Source organism: Halopseudomonas salina, from assembly GCF_014637955.1.
GTDB lineage: Bacteria > Pseudomonadota > Gammaproteobacteria > Pseudomonadales > Pseudomonadaceae > Halopseudomonas > Halopseudomonas salina.
The window spans coordinates 80,456-97,288 of sequence record NZ_BMFF01000004.1; the positions used below are offsets into that span (position 1 = coordinate 80,456).

Sequence of the window (16,833 nt, forward strand, 5' to 3'; positions counted from 1 at the left end):
GTGGCTAACCAGAGGGCGCATCGCGCCCTCTTTTTTTGCGCTCAGGAAAGTTGCGCGGCTGATTAATAGCGCTCTGCCCGTTGCTGGCGAATACCGCTACCGTAGTTACGGTGCTGATCGTTCCGCGGATCCCTTTGATGCTGCTGTTGCCTGGAATTGTCGAGCATGCGGTCGCGGTTACGCTCCCAATTCTCACGCTCCCGGTTACGCTGCTCCTTGTACCGCTCCTGTTGAGCGCGATAATCCGGGCGTTGGTACTGGTCATTACGCCGTTGATCGGGGCGCTGGTGCTGCGACCAGCGATCATTGTGTTGGTCGTACTTGTTGCGATCACGGTGCTGGTTGTACTTGTCGTGCCTGTCGTACCTGTCATGTCGGGGCTGCTGGCCGTGCCTGGGGTGTTGATATTGCTGCGACCACTGCTGAGAGTGCCTCGGCTGCTGACGCTGTGTGCCAGGGTAGTAGTCGTATTGCTGCACTTGACCCTGCTGGCTGTAGATGCGCGACGATTGGCCATAGGCTTGCCGGTTTGGCTGCACGACTATCACCCGTGGCTGCGCGGGGTATACCTGAGCATGTTGCGGGTGCAGGGAGTCGTTCGGGCTGGCATAGGGGTTGTTGGCACAGCCACCAAGCAACAGGCTTGAAATGCCCACAAGGGCGATACTACGAAGTATGTTCATTTGAATTGTCTCGCCTTGGGCAGACCGCATACATACCAGCGTCGGGTGCATCCTGCAGCGCGGGGATTACTCATCAGACAGTAAAATGAACATAAAAACTGCATTGTAAAGGTATCTTTACATACATTTACGCTAGCCATGCCGGTGGCTGGTTGCAGTTTCGAGTGCGGGTCGCAAGACAATACTGGCCCCCGTGTTCAGGGCCGACCGGTCTTGCGGCCGTAAATGTAAATAGCCATCGCGATGATGCCGCCGATGATCATGACGTATCCGGCGCCGCCTCCCATACCGTTCTGATTGCCGCTTGAAGCAAATGTGATGATGGCACCGAGCACTATGCTGATGATACTCATGACAAAAAGCACGATCAGACTCTTGCGTGGCTCTTTTTTTACAACTGTTTTTGGATCTTCCATATCGTCCTCACTCTTTTGCAGTTTCTCAGTCATCCACATCGCTGGGGCGCAGATGCTGTTTAGATGCCGTATTACGACTATTACCCTACTTTAGAGTGGGATTGGCTTGTGGAGTTTCTGGTTGCTGGAAATTTCCATGCCTGGGCGATTGAGTTGCAGCTTTCACTGTTTGCATTAAGATCGACGGCCTGGATTAAGCAAGGTGTCATCAGATCGTCAATCAGCCAAAGTCCATTCTTTTCCCGTCCGAGGTGATCCATGACTGAAGCAAGAATTGCCATTATTGGCGGGGGCCTGGCGGGGCTTTATGCTGCTTACCGTCTGGACCGGCTGGGTGTGGCTTTTGATCTTTTTGAAGCGCGTAATCGGCTTGGCGGTCGCATCCTTGCTACTGAATCGGGTGGCTTTGATCTTGGTCCGTCCTGGTTCTGGCCGGATTTTCAACCACGTATGCACGCCCTGGTGACTGAGTTGGGTTTGCCGGTGTTTGAGCAATACACTGCAGGAGCGACGATGCTGGAGGACCGTGCCGTCGGGGTGGTTCGGCGCGCAGGCTATTTGTCCGGCAATACGTCAATGCGTGTCGAGGGTGGCACCTGTGAACTGGTGGCTGCACTCACGGACCTGTTACCGCCGGCACATCTGCATCTGAGCGCTGCACTGAAGGCCGCGAGTCTGGACGGGCAGGCAATACGCCTCGTGTTTGCTGATACCCCGGACCCATCACAGACATACACGCATATATGGCTGGCGCTGCCGCCTCGGCTGGCAGCCGGTATCCAGTTCAGCCCCTCTCTGCCTGAGCGTGATTTGCAGATGCTTATGGCGGTTCCGACCTGGATGGCTGCTCACGCCAAATATGTTGCTCACTATGGCAAGCCGTTTTGGCGTGAGGCTGGGCTATCGGGTGACGCTTTCAGTCGCATAGGTCCCTTGACCGAGATTCATGATGCCGGAAACGAAAAGGGCGCTGCCTTGTTCGGATTTTTCGGGATCAATGCGGCTCAACGGACAGGCCTGACAGCGTCTGAGGTTAAAGCTGCCTGTCGTGCGCAACTGATGCGGTTATTTGGTGAGCAGGCAGCAGATCCTGTTGAAGATGCTTTTTATGACTGGGCGGCCGACCCCTATACAGCGACCGATCAGGACCGGGTCTCATCTGGCGAGCATGGTGCCCTGGATGCCGGCTTTGTGTTTGCCGCGTTGTGGAGAGACAAGATGCGTTTGATTGGTAGTGAGGCTGCGGTTGAGCAGGGCGGTTATATGGAGGGCGCCTTGGCGGCGGTAGACAGAGTGCTTGCGGAGATGAACCTGGCGGCAGTGGATCAGCCGAGGTAAGACTGCCGAACACTCCGAGGCGTATTATTTACCTTTTGGCCAGATCATCCGCATCAAGGCCCGCCGTCTCGGATCAGGAAAGATGATCGTATTCTCCGATTGCTGTATCGCCAGCACTTCGTCCAGTGATTGGAACAGCTTCAGGTGATCCTGAATGCACCGTGGAATCATTTCATCCCGGAGAAATCCGAGATAGGCATCCAGGCTCTGCTGATCCGTTTGCCCGGCGGCTGTAAAGCCATGCCGATGCAGAGCCTTGACGGCAATGGATTGCCACTCATCCCGGTGGCTCGTTTCAAGTCTTTCGGGGTAGGTGTACAGGTCCTGGATTTCTTTCTCGATGCTGACCACCATCTGGTCAGGCGGAAAGGAAAGCCGCATTGCCAGCAGGTCACGGATGTCGTTTAGATGCAGTTCCACCGATTGTCTGACCAACTCGACTCTGTTCATTGCTGCTCGCTGCCGGAGGCGGTTTTTCGAGCGGCTTTCTGGTCATACATTACCCGGTCGGCGCGCGCCAGCAGTTGGTTGCCGGACTCGTTAGGCAAGGCACTGACTACGCCTATGCTGGGTCCTGCGTAGTCCAGTTCAATGTCTTCGATTTTGAAACGGCCCTGCGTCAGCGATCTCAGGCGATCAGTTATTGCCTGACGCTGGCTTTCACTACTGCCTTGGGCTGTAGCGCAAAAGAACACGAATTCATCACCACCGTAGCGGGCAACAAAGTCACCTTCCCGCAGCCTGTTTGTCAGATTGGCGCTGATTTCAAGCAGAAAGCGGTCGCCGAAATCATGTCCGTAACGGTCGTTGATGGCTTTGAAATCATCCAGATCGATAAAGGCAAGGTGGGTTTGCAGTTGGTTGCGTGAGGCATTTGCCAGAGTGCGGGTGAGCTCCTGCTCCATGGCCCGGCGATTGGGTATTCTGGTCAATGGATCTTGCAGGGCGGCTTTACTGAACCGCTGATTCTCCACTTGCAGCTGGGCTATCAGGCGTTCGCGCTCTATCTGCTGGATCAGTAATCGGCCAAACATGGACAGTAATCGACGACTCCTGCTACTGATCTTGCGCTGTGAACTGCTCGCCCCGCATAGGGTGCCGTAGAGCTCACCGTCGCTGGTGCATAGTGGCTCGCTCAGGTAAGTGACAATCCCCAGCTCTCGACCGATGGCGTTGTCAGGCCATAGCTGATGCGCCGCGTCGGTGTGAATGACGCCATCATCCATGGCCCTTTTGCACAGGGTATCGCACCAGGGATTGATGCGCCCTTCAGGAATCTGCAGGCTGCTGGTGTTGTGGGTGTAAACCAGTGTCAGCTCATTTCGCTGGAGATCGACCGACGTCAGAAAAGTCGACTCCAGGTCGGTAATTTCCTGCAGTATCGCCAAAAGAGGGCGCGCAAGGCTCTCCAGGTCCTGGCTGTCAGTGATTGTAGTCGCGAGCTTATCGAGAAAATTGTCGTGCATCGTATGTCCGCTGCCTTTAAGCACTTGTCTACTATATCCAGTAGGCCAGCTTGCCAGAAATAGCGTGATGTTTATCGTATTTAAAGAATAGATTTAGTTTCGAAAAGAGATAGCAAAAATGCTGCCTCCGTGAGAGGTGGGGTCATAGCTTAGATAGCGCATCCGTGCCTGAGACTGCGTCAAGCGTCGCACGATGTTGTTCCGCCTGTCTGTCAGTTACACCTTTCTTTGACCCTCGATCCCTGATTTCGTTTACTGTATGCATATACAGCATACGTGAAAGGTTATTGAGTATGAGCACCGTCACCATTTTAGGCCCTGTGGGCATCTCCGAGAGTGAGCTGCCTTTTTTTTCCGCTCGCGTTCCGGCCGGCTTCCCGTCCCCGGCCCAGGACCATATGGAGCAGACCCTGTCACTGGATGAGCTGCTGGATATCGATGCACCGCACACCTATCTTGTGCGTGCCGATGGAGACAGCATGACGGGGGCAGGCATTCTGGATGGGGATGTGTTGGTGGTGAGTCGGGCGTTGTCCGGCCGCCATGGCGACGTGGTCATTGCAGCGATCAATGGCGAGACCTTCGTCAAGCGATTAGCCCTGCGCGGGGAGGAGGTCATTCTGCTCTCGGAGAACCCCAAATACCCTCCACGCTATGTACTAGAGGGCGATGACCTGCTGATCTGGGGCGTAGTCACCGACAGCATCCGGAGGCACCGTAGCCATGGTTGAGCAGGTTTTTGCGCTGATTGATTGCAACTCCTTCTACGCGTCCTGCGAGCGAGTATTCCGGCCGGACCTGAATCGGGTACCAATCGTGGTGCTAAGCAACAATGACGGCTGCGTTATTGCGAGGAGTGCAGATGCCAAGCCCTTTGTGAAGATGGGAGAGCCCTATCATCAGATCAAGGGTGCGTTGCAGCGCAACGGTGTTCTGGCCTTCAGTAGCAATTACGCCCTTTATGGCGATATCAGCGAGCGCGTAATGACCGTGATCGAAAGTCTTGTGCCGGCGCTCGAGGTTTATTCGATTGATGAAGCTTTTGCCGATCTGACAGGAATTGATCAGCGGGAGAAGCTGGGCCGTGAGATCCGCGCGCAGGTATTGAAGTTGACGGGTATCCCCACCGGAGTGGGCATTGCGCAAACGAAAACACTGGCCAAGCTGGCGAATGCCGGTGCCAAGCGCTGGCAAAAACAGAATGGCGGTGTGCTGGATATCTGTGATCCGCAGCGGCGCGACAAGCTGTTGAAGGTGATGCCGGTTGACGAAGTATGGGGTGTGGGCCGGCGGATGAATGAGCATTTGACTGCCATGGGGATCAAGACTGCGTGGGATCTGGCGCAGGCGGACGCCTGGTTGCTACGCAAGCAGTTCTCTGTGGTGATCGAAAAGACCGCCAGGGAGCTACGGGGTACGCCGTGCCTGGCGCTGGAAGAAGCTGCGCCCGCCAAGCAGGAAATCTGCAGCAGCCGGGCTTTCGGTCAGCGTTTATACGAAATAGAGCCTATCAGGGAGGCGGTCGCTACCTACGCTGCACGGGCCTGCGAGAAGCTGCGGGCCCAAGGATCGCTGTGTAAGCGGATTCGGGTAGCGATTCGCACCGGCATGTTCAATCCCGAGGAAGCCAAGTTTGCCAGGGGCATTGTCTGTGAATTGCCATACCCCTCCGACGATACCCGGCTGATTGTTCGCGCTGCACTGCAGGGGCTGGACGCGATCTTTCGCGCGGGTCACGCCTACGCCAAGGCCGAGATCATGCTTCTGGACTTGAGACAGCGGGGGGAGTTTACCGATGACCTCTTTGCTGAAGTGCAGCCTGTCGCCGCCGCAAAGGTCATGAGTGTGCTGGATGAAATCAACGGCCGATGGGGCAGGGGCACGCTGCGTCCGGCTCGGGTACCGATCGCGCCAGGCTGGGGTATGAAGCGGGAACTGAAAAGCCCCAGTTACACCACCAGGTGGGACCAGTTATGGTGTGCCAGCTGCAGATGATTGGTGGCTGCGCTCACTAGCCGTTGGCCATCAAGATCTCCGGCGCGTTACTCTGGGCTCTCTGCCCCTTAGGAGCCAAGCCAGTCCATGTCTGATATCCGCGACCCAAAACGCTTTGACCATGCGCAATTCGCTGGTGATACCCGTTCCAACTTGAACATGCTGGCACGAGAGACTATCAAGCATTATCAGCAGAATGCCGAAGACTTTCGCGAGGGTACCAGGGATCACGATGTGAGCCAGAACATTGATGCATTGCTGCGCAATATTCACACACCTGCACCGCTGCAGATTCTGGATTTGGGCTGTGGGCCTGGGCGGGATCTGCGTATTTTCAAGGCGATGGGGCACGTGCCGGTTGGGCTGGATGGTTGCGAGCGCTTCGTCGAGATGGCACGGCAGGACACTGGCTGCGAAGTATGGCTGCAGGATTTTCTTGCTCTGGACCTGCCAGTGCAGTGGTTTGACGGAATTTTCGCGAACGCAACACTATTTCATATTCCCAGCAGGATTTTGCCGGCTGCATTACGCCAGTTACACCAGGCCCTGAAGCCCGGCGGGGTGCTGTTCTGCTCCAACCCTCGGGGCGATGATCAGGAAGGCTGGACGGGGGATAGGTATGCCGCCTATTACCGGCTGGACACCTGGAGGGCATTTTTGCAGGCCGCGGGCTTTATCGAGATTGAGCATTACTACCGGCCGGCTGGCTTGCCGCGCGATCAGCAACCGTGGCTGGCGACGGTCTGGCGGCGCGACTCAGCCTGACAACAGCGTTCCGAGCTCGCTTCACAGGTCGGTTGGGATAAGCAACCCTTTGCGCCGGTACGCATCAATATCAATGCCGAATGCGCCGCTGCTGTGTACTTCCTTGATTCGGCAAGACTTTCCTCCGCTGTCGGTTGTGGTCAGTGCCAGGTCGATGACCACTTCCTTGCAGAGTTCCTTTTTGGTGTTGAGTACGCGTAGTATTTTCGGTCTGAGTTTGTTGCCGGGTGCGCAGCCTATGATGATGCCGACTTCACCATTTGCCAGCTCGACAATTTCGCCCGGCGGGTAGATGCCCATCAGGCGAATGAAGTGGCCGACAATGCCCTCATCGAAATGGCTGTTGGCTGAGTCATGCAGTATTCTCAGTGATTCCAGATTGGACCGTCCCTTGCTGTAGATCCGGTCACTGTTGATGGCGTCGTAAGCGTCAACGACGGCAATGATTTTGGCGAAGTAGGGAATCTTGCCGGCATCCAGGCCGCGCGGATAACCTCTGCCATCCAGGCGTTCATGGTGAGAGTAGGCGACATCGACAGTGGCGGGCGTAATCTGTTCGTTGCTCATCAACAGTCTACGGCCCTCGATGGCGTGGCTTTGCATCACACGCAGCTCTTCGGCGGTGAGGGCGCCGGGCTTGTTGAGTATTTCGCTAGGTACCTTGAGTTTGCCCACATCATGCAGCATGCCGCAGACGCCTATCTGCTCCAACTGATAAGAGGCCAGGCCCAGTTCCTTGCCGAGAGCAATGGCGAGCATGGCAACTCTCAGGGAGTGCTCGGCAGTGTAGTGATCGCTGTTCTTGATGCGGGCCAGCCATAGCATCGCTGCGGGATTGCGCAGAATGCTGTCTACGCATTCCTTGACCACGGCCTTGACCGCCGTGACGTCCAGCTCCTGGCCCAGCCTGACTGATTCGAGGATGCGTAAAGATTCCTCCCGCGCTGTATTCCAGGCGGGTGAGGCCTGTTCAATTTCGTGGCTAAAACTGATTTTGCTAATGATGGGCTGTGTGTCTACGGACTGGGCATGACTTTCGATTGTCTGCTTTTTAACGCCACGGATCCGCCTGGAATCCACCCACACGTATTTGCATATCTGCTGGAGTAAGCGAATTTCTTGCTGCTGACGAATACGGAAACCTTGGAACAGAAAACTGGTCTCTGTCCAGGGACGATCAAGCTCGACCACATACATGCCTATAGTCAGCTCGGCTACGTCGATTTTCATGCGGTCCGTTGGTGCATTATCGGACATCGGTTTTCCTGATCAGCGGCAATAGGTGCTTTTGTTATTATTAGTGATCCGGCCAAATCAGTCCCAACAGGCATTGCTCTGTAGGCGCCGGTTGTACGATTGTATTGTTTGCGCGCTGGATCGCCAAGACCTCTTCCAGGCTCTGAAACAGTTTGTTGTCGAGTTCGACAGAATGAGGGGCCGTTGTCCTCTTGAGCAACTCGGGTCAGGTCTCGGGAATTGCTTGTGCGATCTATCCATGCGCGAACAAAAATAGAGCTGTATTTATATTTGCAAATATAAAAAACCAGAACTAGTATCTGTGAGTACATTTATTTATCGAGTTATTCCATGCAAGCAGCTCCAGCTTTAAACCCCGACAAGACAGCATCGGCCACGGGTCTGCGCACCGCTGTTGCTATCCTCGACAGATGGGGCGCAACCGGGGAGCAGGGTGAGGCAATATTGCGGGTGTCGCATAGCACCTACGCGCGGGCCAAGCGCAAGGATGGCCTGGCGTCCATCAGTCTGGACCGTGACCAACTGACCCGTGTGAGCTTTGTGCTCAACATTCACGCAGCGCTGCGCACGATCTTCGACAACCCCGACAACCTCTACGGTTTTATGCGGATGCCGAACGACAATGCGTTCTTTCTGGGCCGCTCGCCACTGGAAGTCATGGGCGGGGGAGATATTGTCGCTGTATATGAAACCTTCCGCCGCATTGACGTGCTGCGTGGTAGTCAGTGGTAGCGGTACGGGATCTGCCAGTCCTGCCAGCGGGGCTGGTGCGTGGTTATCGCCTGGTGAATTCGAAGTTTCCGCCCATCGCGATATTTGATGATGTGGCCAGCGCCGATGAGTTCGAGGAGCTTTACGCGCTGCAGGCCCTGACCAATCCGCGCCTGGCGAACCAGGCAGGGCGGTTGGAGTTGATCCCCAGGGCCGACATTCCTTTTGGTATTCAGGGCTGCTCCTACGCTGCTGCGCCTTTTACCCATGTAAATCCTGATGGGTCGCGTTTCAGTGATGGATCTTTCGGTGTGCTGTATCTGGCCGACTGCATGGAAACCGCGATAGCCGAGGTGCGTTATCACCAGCAGGTCTATTGGGCGAATGTGCCGGCCCTGCGCTATGAGCGCTTTGTTTTCAGGGGGCTGACCGCGCGGTTTGACGAGGCCGGTACTCTGGATGCGCTGAGTGTTCCGTACACGGATCCGGTGTATTCGCCAACCGCCTACGACGCTGCCCGTATGCTGGGCCGCAGCGCCTTTGCCGCGGGCGCGACCGGCATTCGGTATCACTCGGTCAGGCAGGCTGGCGGCGTGTGCTGGGGTTTGCTGACCCCCAGACAGGTCTCATCTGTGGTGCAAACCGCGCATTACGAAATGATATGGAACGGGGATGTTGTCGGGGTGCACAAATTGTCGACCCGCGTAGGGTAGGCAACAGCCGGCACATTAGCCGGCTGCAGGTTGCTTGTCAGTCCTGTTCTTCGATCTCTATCTCTGAGTTGTCATCCGGGTAATCGCCGCTGTCTTCCTCTGGGCGATCTTCATCACGAACCTCCTCACGCTCGTCACGGATATTGTCCAGACCTGCGCGGTCCTCTTCGGGCTCAAGCAAGTCCCGGGAGTAGCTCTGGGCTTCTGCTTCCGTCATGTTCTCATCCTCTGCAAAGGCCGGTGATGCTATCAGCAGTGCCAGGGCCAATGCCGCAGTGGACAGTAAAGGTGTCGCTGTTTTCATGATGTGACCTCTCTTGAATACATATGAACCAGGGTTGCTGTTCTTCTTGGACAGCTCATCGGCCCGGCAAGTTCGACAAGATGCTTGACCCTAAAGTTGTCTTTAAGGTTATGGTGTAGATGTTGACCTCCAGATAGGAGAAGGATTGATGAAAACATTCAGCATCGGCGAGCTTGCGACTGCCAGCGGAGTGGCGACGCAAACTATCCGTTTCTACGAGCAGCAGGGCTTGATGCCGGAGCCGCGGCGAACCGAATCCAACTATCGGCGCTATCCCCATGAGGCTGCTGATCGCTTGCAGTTCATCGTGCATGCCAAGCAATGGGGTTTCACCCTGGATGAGGTACGTGAGCTGCTGACGCTGCAGGATGCCAACGGTGATCGCGCCGAGGCCAAGCGTATTGCCGCGGAGAAATTGCAGAAGATTCGGAGTCAGATTCAGAGCCTGCGCCGCATAGAAGCGGTGCTGGCAAAAACCGTTGATGAGTGTTCCGGCGAAGGCGCGGTTGCGGGTTGCCCGATTGTCGAAGCCATTGCAGACAATGCCTGATTACGTAGGTGGGAGTTTTTATGAGTGAGAGTATCGAAATCGGCATCAACGGCATGTCCTGCGGCTCGTGTGTGGGCCGCGTGGAACGCGCACTGGCCAGCGAGCCTGGCGTCACCAGCGCCCAGGTTAACCTGGCAACAGCAAAGGCCCAGGTGACTTTTGACGGGCAAACCGATGCGGCGGCAGTGATCCGGGCAATTGAGGGCGCGGGCTACACGCCGGTCACCCAGAGCGTGGATCTCATGGTGCAGGGTATGTCCTGTGGTTCCTGCGTGTCACGGGTCGAGAAGGCCATAGGCCAACTGGCTGGCGTGCTGCAGGCAAGCGTCAATCTCACCACCCAGAAGGCTTCGGTGACCTTTCTGCCCGAGATGGTCACGCTGCATCAATTGCACCAGGCGATACGTGGTGCGGGTTATGAGCCGCAGCAGGCCGAAACGACCGGCTCTGTGGTGGATACCCAGGATCACGAAGGCCGGGAGCTGCGTAACCGGATGCTGTTTGCTGCAGCGTTGACCATCCCCATTGTATTTATCTCCATGGGCAAGATGTTGCCTGGGCTGGATACCTTCTTTACTAGCATCATGTCCCATCGCGGCTGGATGGGGATCGAGTGGCTGTTGACCACGCCGGTGCTCTTTTATGCTGGCGCACGCTTCTTCCGCAGCGGTTTTGCCGAGCTCAAGCATTTCAATCCGGGTATGAACAGCCTGGTAATGATTGGCTCGAGCGCGGCGTATTTCTATTCCGTTGTTGCCTTTCTGGCGCCGGGTATATTCCCGGCCGGCACCGCGGGCAGCTATTTCGAAGCAGCCGCAGTGATCGTGACCCTGATTCTCTTGGGCCGCTATTTCGAGCATATAGCCAAGGGGCGTACTTCCCAAGCCATCAAGAAATTGCTCAGCCTGCAGGCCAAGACAGCCCGGGTAATACGCGACGGTGAGCCGGTGGAAATCGCGATCGAGAGCGTTGTGGCAGGGGATCGGATTCAGGTTCGGCCGGGCGATCGAATCCCGGTAGACGGGGAGGTGGAGGAAGGTCAGTCCTACGTCGATGAATCGATGATCAGTGGTGAGCCGGTGCCCGTATCCAAGGAAGTTGGCTCCGAGGTAGTGGGCGGTACCATCAACAAGAACGGTTCCCTGGTGTTCAGAGTGACGCGGATAGGCGGCGATACCGTCTTGTCGCAGATAGTGAAGATGGTCGAGCAGGCTCAGGCTGACAAGCCACCGATCCAGCAACTGGCTGACAAGATAGCCGGTATTTTTGTACCCATAGTCATCCTGATCGCAATCATCACCTTTGCGGTCTGGTACCTGTTTGGCCCCGAGCCAACGTTGTCGTTTGCCTTTGTGACCGGTGTGAGTGTTCTGCTGATCGCCTGCCCCTGCGCAATGGGGCTGGCAACGCCCACGGCAATTATGGTCAGCACCGGCAAGGGTGCGGAGATGGGTGTGCTGTTCCGACGGGGCGCCGCTCTGGAAACCCTGGCGAAGATGGATACGGTGGTGCTCGATAAAACCGGCACCCTGACCCAGGGACGCCCGGAGCTTACTGATTTCGTAGTGATGGAGGGCGATCACAATGAAGTGCTGAGCTGGGTGGCGGCTGTGGAGGCACAAAGCGAACATCCGATTGGCGAAGCCATTGTCAGCGCTGCGAAGGCTGGCGGCCTGACGCTGCCCAGCGTCTCCGGCTTCAACAACGAGCCGGGCTATGGCATCGAGGCACAGGTGGCCGGACGCCAGATTCATATTGGCGCAGATCGCTATATGGAGCGCCTGGGCATTGGCCTGGCAGCTGCCGAGGAGCAGGCAAGGGCGCTTGCACAACAGGGTAAAACGCCTTTTTATGCAGCAGTGGATCACAGTCTGGCGGTTATCATCGCGGTGGCGGATCCGCTCAAGGAGGGCTCGGTCGAGGCTGTGGCGGAACTCAAGTCCATGGGGCTGGAGGTTGCCATGCTGACGGGCGATAACCGGATTACCGCGGAGGCGATAGCGCGTCAGGTAGGTATCGAGCGTGTGCTCGCCGAAGTGTTGCCCCAGGAAAAAGCGGAGGAAGTGAAGCGTTTGCAGGAACAGGGTAAGCGTGTGGCCTTTGTGGGGGATGGCATCAACGATGCGCCCGCGCTGGCGCAGGCCAATGTGGGGATCGCCATAGGCACGGGTACTGATGTGGCTATCGAGGCGGGTGACGTAGTCCTGATGCGTGGTGATCTGCGCGGCATCGTCAATGCTGCCGCGTTATCGCGACGGACTCGCAGCACCATTCTGGGCAATTTTTTCTGGGCGTACGGCTATAACCTCGCGTTGATACCGGTCGCTGCGGGCGTGCTCTATCCGGTAGCCGGTTTTCTGCTGAATCCGATGCTGGCGGCTGGCGCAATGAGTCTTTCAAGCATCTTCGTGTTGACCAATTCGTTACGTTTGCGGCGATTCAAGCTGGATCAATAAAGTGCAATCGTGCGTCGAACCTTCGAGCGACGTTGGCGTCCCAGATATGCGCTTGAAGATCACTTTCCAGGGGGGGTGAGCTATGAACTGTATCCCCGTTGAAGGTTGTGTTCCTCTTGGGTCAATGGCTAAATTCCAGTATTTGGCTCGCTTGGTATAGATACGGTAGGCGAATGACGGATACACCAAAGGAAGATAAAGCGCAGCCGCCTTCTCCGGGTATTCAGGCTGTAACGGAAGCTGTTTCGGATGCAGGCCCGCAACTGGACCTCTGGAAAGAACTGTCTAGTGGGCGGGGCGAATATCGTCTTCGCAGGGCGTTGGATGTAGAAGCGATTGGTGTCATTTATTTCGACATGAGCGGTCGCATAATCGATGCCAATAATGCGTTTCTGGCGATGTCCCGTTACACCCGTGATGAGCTTCTCGCCGGCGACCTCACCTGGCAGCGTCTTACGCCGTCGGAGTGGATGCTCGATTCAAACAGGGCCTTTGCCGAACTCAAGGCGCGCGGCGAAACCACGCCCTACGAAAAACAATACATTCGTAAGGATGGCACCCGGTGGTGGGCGCTGTTTGCTGCGAAGAAGCTTAATGAAGACCTGGCTTTCGAATTTGTAATCAACGTTTCGGAACGCAAAGTAGCGGAAGAAGCTCTGGGCCAGAGCGAGCGCAGACTCCGTTCTCTTATCGATGCGATTCCCCAGCTGGTCTGGCGCTCTGCTGCACGCGGTAACTGGACCTGGGCCAGCGGCCAGTGGCTGGAGCACACTCAACTTACCCCGGAAAGCAGTATGGGACTGGGTTGGCTGGACGCTTTGCACCCGGATGATCGCAAGGTAGCCATGGAGGGTTGGGGCCATGCCGCATCGGACGGTGCTATCAGTTTTGATTGCCGTGTCTGGAACCCCAGTGATAACTGTTATGAATGGTTTCAAGCACGCGCCACCCCGGTGGAGGGAGATGGCGAGCATCTGATCGAGTGGGTAGGTACTTTTACCAATATCAACGAACAGATACTTGTCCGTGAGGCTTTGAGGCGGGGGCAAACCGAGCTGGAGCAGCGGGTAGCAGAGAGAACAATCGAACTGCAGCAGGCCGTCGAGGCGCTGAATACCGAAGCCTCGGATCGCCGCAAGGCCGAGGAACAGTTACTACAAAGCGAAAAGCTCAAGGCGGTGGGACAGCTCACAGGCGGTATCGCCCACGATTTCAACAATCTTTTGGCGGGTATCAGTGGCAGCCTTGAGGTGATTCACATGCGGGTCAGTTCAGGTCGCACTGAAGGGCTCGAGCGATACAGTGAAATGGCCCTGTCGTCAGTGAAACGGGCTGCGGCATTAACCCATCGGCTGCTGGCTTTTTCCAGGCAACAGTCATTGGCACCGCGCATCATTCAGCCAGCCAGAACCGTAGCCGAGCTGGAGGACCTGATAAGTCGTACTGTGGGTCCGAGTATTCATCTTGAATGTCGCCTGGGGTGCGAGGATACGATTCTTTGTGATCCAGGCCAGTTGGAAAATGCCGTGGTTAATCTGGCGATCAATGCCCGGGATGCGATGCCTGGGGGAGGTGACCTGGTCATCGAGATCAGCCATCACGTCATTGATGGCGAGCTGGCGTTGTTGCGCGATCTTCCGCCAGGCGACTATATCGGGGTTTCGGTTACCGATAACGGTGAAGGCATGGCGCCTGATGTGGCGGCCAGGGCTTTCGACCCGTTTTTTACGACAAAGAACATCAGCGAGGGAACCGGCCTGGGTCTTTCCATGGTCTACGGTTTTACCCAGCAATCTGGGGGGCAGGCAAGAATCCACAGTAAACCTGGGCTTGGCACCACAGTTACTTTGTATTTTCCACGCCAGGCGGGCAAGGAGACGGTGATTGAAGGCAAGCCGGATACCCATGAAACGCCCACGGCCCAGGGGGAAAGCATTCTGGTGGTCGATGATGAGCAGTCAGTGCGGGAACTGATGGTTGAGGTTCTGGAAGACCTGGGATATCAGGTGATAGCAGCCGTTGATGGTGCTGATGGCTTGGCACAGGCGCTGAGCATGGAATCTCTGGACGTGCTGGTAACAGACGTGGGTCTGCCCGGTTCGATGAGTGGCCGTGACCTGGCGGAAAAGCTGCGTTCCCGATTGCCTGAACTCAAGGTATTATTCGTCACCGGGTTTGCTGCGGACAAGAGCCTGGAGCAAGCTACCCGACAACCCCATACCCGTCTGTTGACCAAACCCTTCAGCCTGGATGAACTGAGCCGCCGCGTGCGACTACTTCTGGATCAGAAACACAATCTCTCCTGACCGCCCCCAATCGAGGCCTGTATGGTCGCAAAGCTTTCAGACAACAGCCAGGGCATAGCCTACGGCGTGGGTGCGTACACGATTTGGGGCTGCTTCCCCCTGTTCTTCGCCTTGTTCGAAGGGGTGCCGGCCTTTGAAGTGCTGATCCATCGCATCATCTGGTCCTGCGTATTCCTTGCCGTGGTCATCACCCTCATGCGCCGCTGGCAGCCCGTCAGAGAAGCGCTGTCCCGGCCGGGTCGGTTGGGCCGAGTGCTGGGCTGCGCTGTGCTGATTGCGATCAACTGGGGCGTCTACATCTATGCGGTGGAGACCCACCATGTACTACAGGCCAGCCTGGGTTATTTCCTGACTCCTCTGGTGAACGTCGCCCTTGGCATGCTGATACTGCGCGAGCGAATGGAGCCATTGCAGGGTGTGGCTGTTCTGCTTGCGGGAGCAGCCATACTGCTGCAGCTTGTCGTGCTGGGTACCATGCCCTGGATCAGTCTGATTCTGGCGTTGAGCTTTGGTACCTACGGCCTGCTGCGCAAACAGATACTGCTTGATGGTCTGTCGGGGCTGTTTGTGGAAACGCTGTTATTGCTGCCTTTGGCGTTGCTGGTGCTGGCGGGAATGTTTCAGATGGGGCAGTCGAGCATGGATGGCGATGTGCGCACCACTATGTTGCTGATGGCCAGTGGGGTGATTACCGCGATACCGCTTTTGGCTTTTGCCGGAGCAGCCCGGCGGTTACGGCTGGCAACTGTCGGATTTCTGATGTACATCAATCCGAGCATGCAGTTTCTGATTGCGTTGTTGGTGTTCGGGGAGTCGATTACCGGAATTCAGATAGCCAGTTTTGCGCTGATCTGGCTGGCACTGGGTCTTTACTCCTGGTCAACCTGGCGCACCCTGCAAACGAGCAGGAAGCGCCAGGCTGCTTTATAGGGCTGCCTGGCGTCGAATGAAGTCTGCAGTCACATCTGGTTGGGTAATCGGCAACATATGCCCGCCATCGATCAGCTCCAGCGCGGCATTGGGCGCTGCCGCTGCCATGGCCTCACCCTGCTCGCGGTAGTCCAGGATACGGTCCTGGCGACCATAAAGAACGGCCACCGGCAACGTCATGGTTGCGTATTGCTGCTGCATCATCGGCAGGGCATCGGGCAGGGCGTTCATGTCTTCCGAGGCGGAGATGAATTGGCTCGGACGCAAACCCAGCAAGCCGCCGCCACGTACCGGAAAGTCCTTGGGCACGCTCTCGGGGCCAAAAACAATATCCAGTACCTTTTCCCGCTGCAGGATCGACATCGGTGTGGCCAGCGTCCAGGCCACCAGACGGCGCAGCCAGGGCCAGGTGATAGCCAGCGCAGCAAAAGCCTTTGAGGTCTCCGTTGGCATGTGGGTCAAGGGTGCAACCAGTGCCAGTCGGGAAACCTTTTCGGGATGCCGCAATGCGGTGGCCAGGGCGACTGCGCCGCCAAGTGAATGACCAACAATCAACGGCTTGTCGAGCTTCAGGGCGTCGATCAGACCTGCCACCACGTCAGCCTGGACGGCCAGGGAGGCGGATGACTGTGGATGCCGTACCGAGTAACCACTGCCCGGACGGTCAATGGCAATAACCCGGTGGGTCTTGGCCATCTGACCCATGACGCTGTAGCTGAAGTTCTGCGCTACCCCGCCAAGGCCATGGATCATGAGTATGGGCTGGCCCTTGCCTTGCTCTAGGTAGTGCATGCGGTTGCCCATGATGGTGACAAAGCGGCCCTCCGGAGGAAGACCCATGCGCACACGCATGGCTACAAATAGTGTGAAGAGAAATAATCCACCTAGAAACAGAAAGAGGCAGATCAGGATAAAGCTGAATAGATAATTCACCGTTTAAGTC

17 protein-coding genes are annotated in these 16,833 nt (G+C 56.6%); 10 read left to right on the forward strand and 7 right to left on the reverse strand.

Going from position 1 to position 16,833, the window contains the following annotated elements:
• Nucleotides 1-62 precede the first annotated feature (62 nt).
• Nucleotides 63-683: a hypothetical protein gene (locus IEV54_RS10455; protein WP_150277047.1), complete on the reverse strand. Its 621-nt coding sequence runs from the start codon at nucleotides 681-683 to the stop codon at nucleotides 63-65.
• 197 nt (nucleotides 684-880) lie between these two features.
• Nucleotides 881-1,132, reverse strand: coding sequence for a hypothetical protein (locus IEV54_RS10460; RefSeq protein ID WP_223825398.1), 252 nt, complete (start codon nucleotides 1,130-1,132; stop codon nucleotides 881-883).
• A gap of 225 nt (nucleotides 1,133-1,357) precedes the next feature.
• On the opposite strand from IEV54_RS10460, the gene IEV54_RS10465 reads away from it, so the two are divergent.
• Nucleotides 1,358-2,437 (forward strand): flavin monoamine oxidase family protein, encoded by a 1,080-nt coding sequence (locus tag IEV54_RS10465; RefSeq protein ID WP_150277046.1) that lies wholly within the window; start codon nucleotides 1,358-1,360, stop codon nucleotides 2,435-2,437.
• A 24-nt stretch (nucleotides 2,438-2,461) separates the two neighbouring features.
• Here the strand turns inward: IEV54_RS10465 and IEV54_RS10470 are convergent, their stop codons facing one another.
• Both IEV54_RS10470 and IEV54_RS10475 read right to left on the reverse strand, forming a co-directional pair.
• Nucleotides 2,462-2,887, reverse strand: a complete 426-nt coding sequence (locus tag IEV54_RS10470) for a hypothetical protein (protein ID WP_150277045.1) — start codon at nucleotides 2,885-2,887, stop codon at nucleotides 2,462-2,464.
• Nucleotides 2,884-3,903, reverse strand: coding sequence for a sensor domain-containing diguanylate cyclase (locus tag IEV54_RS10475; protein ID WP_150277044.1), 1,020 nt, complete (start codon nucleotides 3,901-3,903; stop codon nucleotides 2,884-2,886). The genes IEV54_RS10470 and IEV54_RS10475 overlap by 4 nt, the downstream gene beginning before the upstream one ends.
• A 293-nt stretch (nucleotides 3,904-4,196) precedes the next feature.
• Here IEV54_RS10475 and IEV54_RS10480 point away from each other — a divergent pair, with 293 nt between their 5' ends.
• The 3 genes from IEV54_RS10480 (at nucleotide 4,197) to IEV54_RS10490 (ending at nucleotide 6,663) form a co-directional block, all read left to right on the forward strand.
• On the forward strand, nucleotides 4,197-4,634 hold the full coding sequence (locus IEV54_RS10480) for a LexA family protein (RefSeq protein WP_150277043.1): 438 nt from the start codon (nucleotides 4,197-4,199) through the stop codon (nucleotides 4,632-4,634).
• Nucleotides 4,627-5,898, forward strand: a complete 1,272-nt coding sequence (gene umuC / locus IEV54_RS10485) for a translesion error-prone DNA polymerase V subunit UmuC (protein WP_150277042.1) — start codon at nucleotides 4,627-4,629, stop codon at nucleotides 5,896-5,898. Before IEV54_RS10480 ends, umuC begins: the two co-directional genes overlap by 8 nt.
• 159 nt (nucleotides 5,899-6,057) lie before the next feature.
• Nucleotides 6,058-6,663, forward strand: coding sequence for a class I SAM-dependent methyltransferase (locus IEV54_RS10490; RefSeq protein ID WP_223825408.1), 606 nt, complete (start codon nucleotides 6,058-6,060; stop codon nucleotides 6,661-6,663).
• Between the two features lie 21 nt (nucleotides 6,664-6,684).
• Here IEV54_RS10490 and IEV54_RS10495 read toward each other — a convergent pair whose 3' ends face one another.
• On the reverse strand, nucleotides 6,685-7,920 hold the full coding sequence (locus IEV54_RS10495; RefSeq protein ID WP_223825397.1) for an HD-GYP domain-containing protein: 1,236 nt from the start codon (nucleotides 7,918-7,920) through the stop codon (nucleotides 6,685-6,687).
• 330 nt (nucleotides 7,921-8,250) lie between these two features.
• On the opposite strand from IEV54_RS10495, the gene IEV54_RS10500 reads away from it, so the two are divergent.
• Nucleotides 8,251-8,652, forward strand: coding sequence for an antitoxin Xre/MbcA/ParS toxin-binding domain-containing protein (locus IEV54_RS10500; RefSeq protein ID WP_150277040.1), 402 nt, complete (start codon nucleotides 8,251-8,253; stop codon nucleotides 8,650-8,652).
• The gene (locus IEV54_RS10505) at nucleotides 8,646-9,344 is read left to right on the forward strand and encodes an RES family NAD+ phosphorylase (RefSeq protein ID WP_150277039.1); all 699 of its coding nucleotides are present in this window, start codon (nucleotides 8,646-8,648) and stop codon (nucleotides 9,342-9,344) included. Before IEV54_RS10500 ends, IEV54_RS10505 begins: the two co-directional genes overlap by 7 nt.
• Before the next feature lie 37 nt (nucleotides 9,345-9,381).
• On the opposite strand, the gene IEV54_RS10510 is transcribed toward IEV54_RS10505, so the two are convergent.
• On the reverse strand, nucleotides 9,382-9,648 hold the full coding sequence (locus IEV54_RS10510; RefSeq protein ID WP_150277038.1) for a hypothetical protein: 267 nt from the start codon (nucleotides 9,646-9,648) through the stop codon (nucleotides 9,382-9,384).
• A 148-nt stretch (nucleotides 9,649-9,796) separates the two neighbouring features.
• Here IEV54_RS10510 and IEV54_RS10515 point away from each other — a divergent pair, with 148 nt between their 5' ends.
• The 4 genes from IEV54_RS10515 to rarD all read left to right on the forward strand — a co-directional run bounded on the left by IEV54_RS10515 (nucleotide 9,797) and on the right by rarD (nucleotide 15,890).
• Nucleotides 9,797-10,198, forward strand: coding sequence for a MerR family transcriptional regulator (locus tag IEV54_RS10515; protein WP_150277037.1), 402 nt, complete (start codon nucleotides 9,797-9,799; stop codon nucleotides 10,196-10,198).
• Between the two features lie 20 nt (nucleotides 10,199-10,218).
• On the forward strand, nucleotides 10,219-12,654 hold the full coding sequence (locus IEV54_RS10520) for a heavy metal translocating P-type ATPase (protein WP_150277036.1): 2,436 nt from the start codon (nucleotides 10,219-10,221) through the stop codon (nucleotides 12,652-12,654).
• Nucleotides 12,655-12,827: 173 nt separating this feature from the next.
• Nucleotides 12,828-14,960 carry a hybrid sensor histidine kinase/response regulator gene (locus IEV54_RS10525; protein ID WP_150277035.1) on the forward strand — a complete coding sequence of 711 codons (2,133 nt, stop codon included), beginning with the start codon at nucleotides 12,828-12,830 and terminating at the stop codon, nucleotides 14,958-14,960.
• A gap of 21 nt (nucleotides 14,961-14,981) precedes the next feature.
• Entirely contained in the window at nucleotides 14,982-15,890 is a 909-nt protein-coding gene (rarD, locus tag IEV54_RS10530) for an EamA family transporter RarD (RefSeq protein ID WP_150277034.1), read from the forward strand.
• Here rarD and IEV54_RS10535 read toward each other — a convergent pair.
• On the reverse strand, nucleotides 15,885-16,823 hold the full coding sequence (locus tag IEV54_RS10535; RefSeq protein WP_223825396.1) for an alpha/beta fold hydrolase: 939 nt from the start codon (nucleotides 16,821-16,823) through the stop codon (nucleotides 15,885-15,887). The two genes, rarD and IEV54_RS10535, sit on opposite strands and share 6 nt — an antisense overlap.
• Nucleotides 16,824-16,833: the final 10 nt, after the last annotated feature.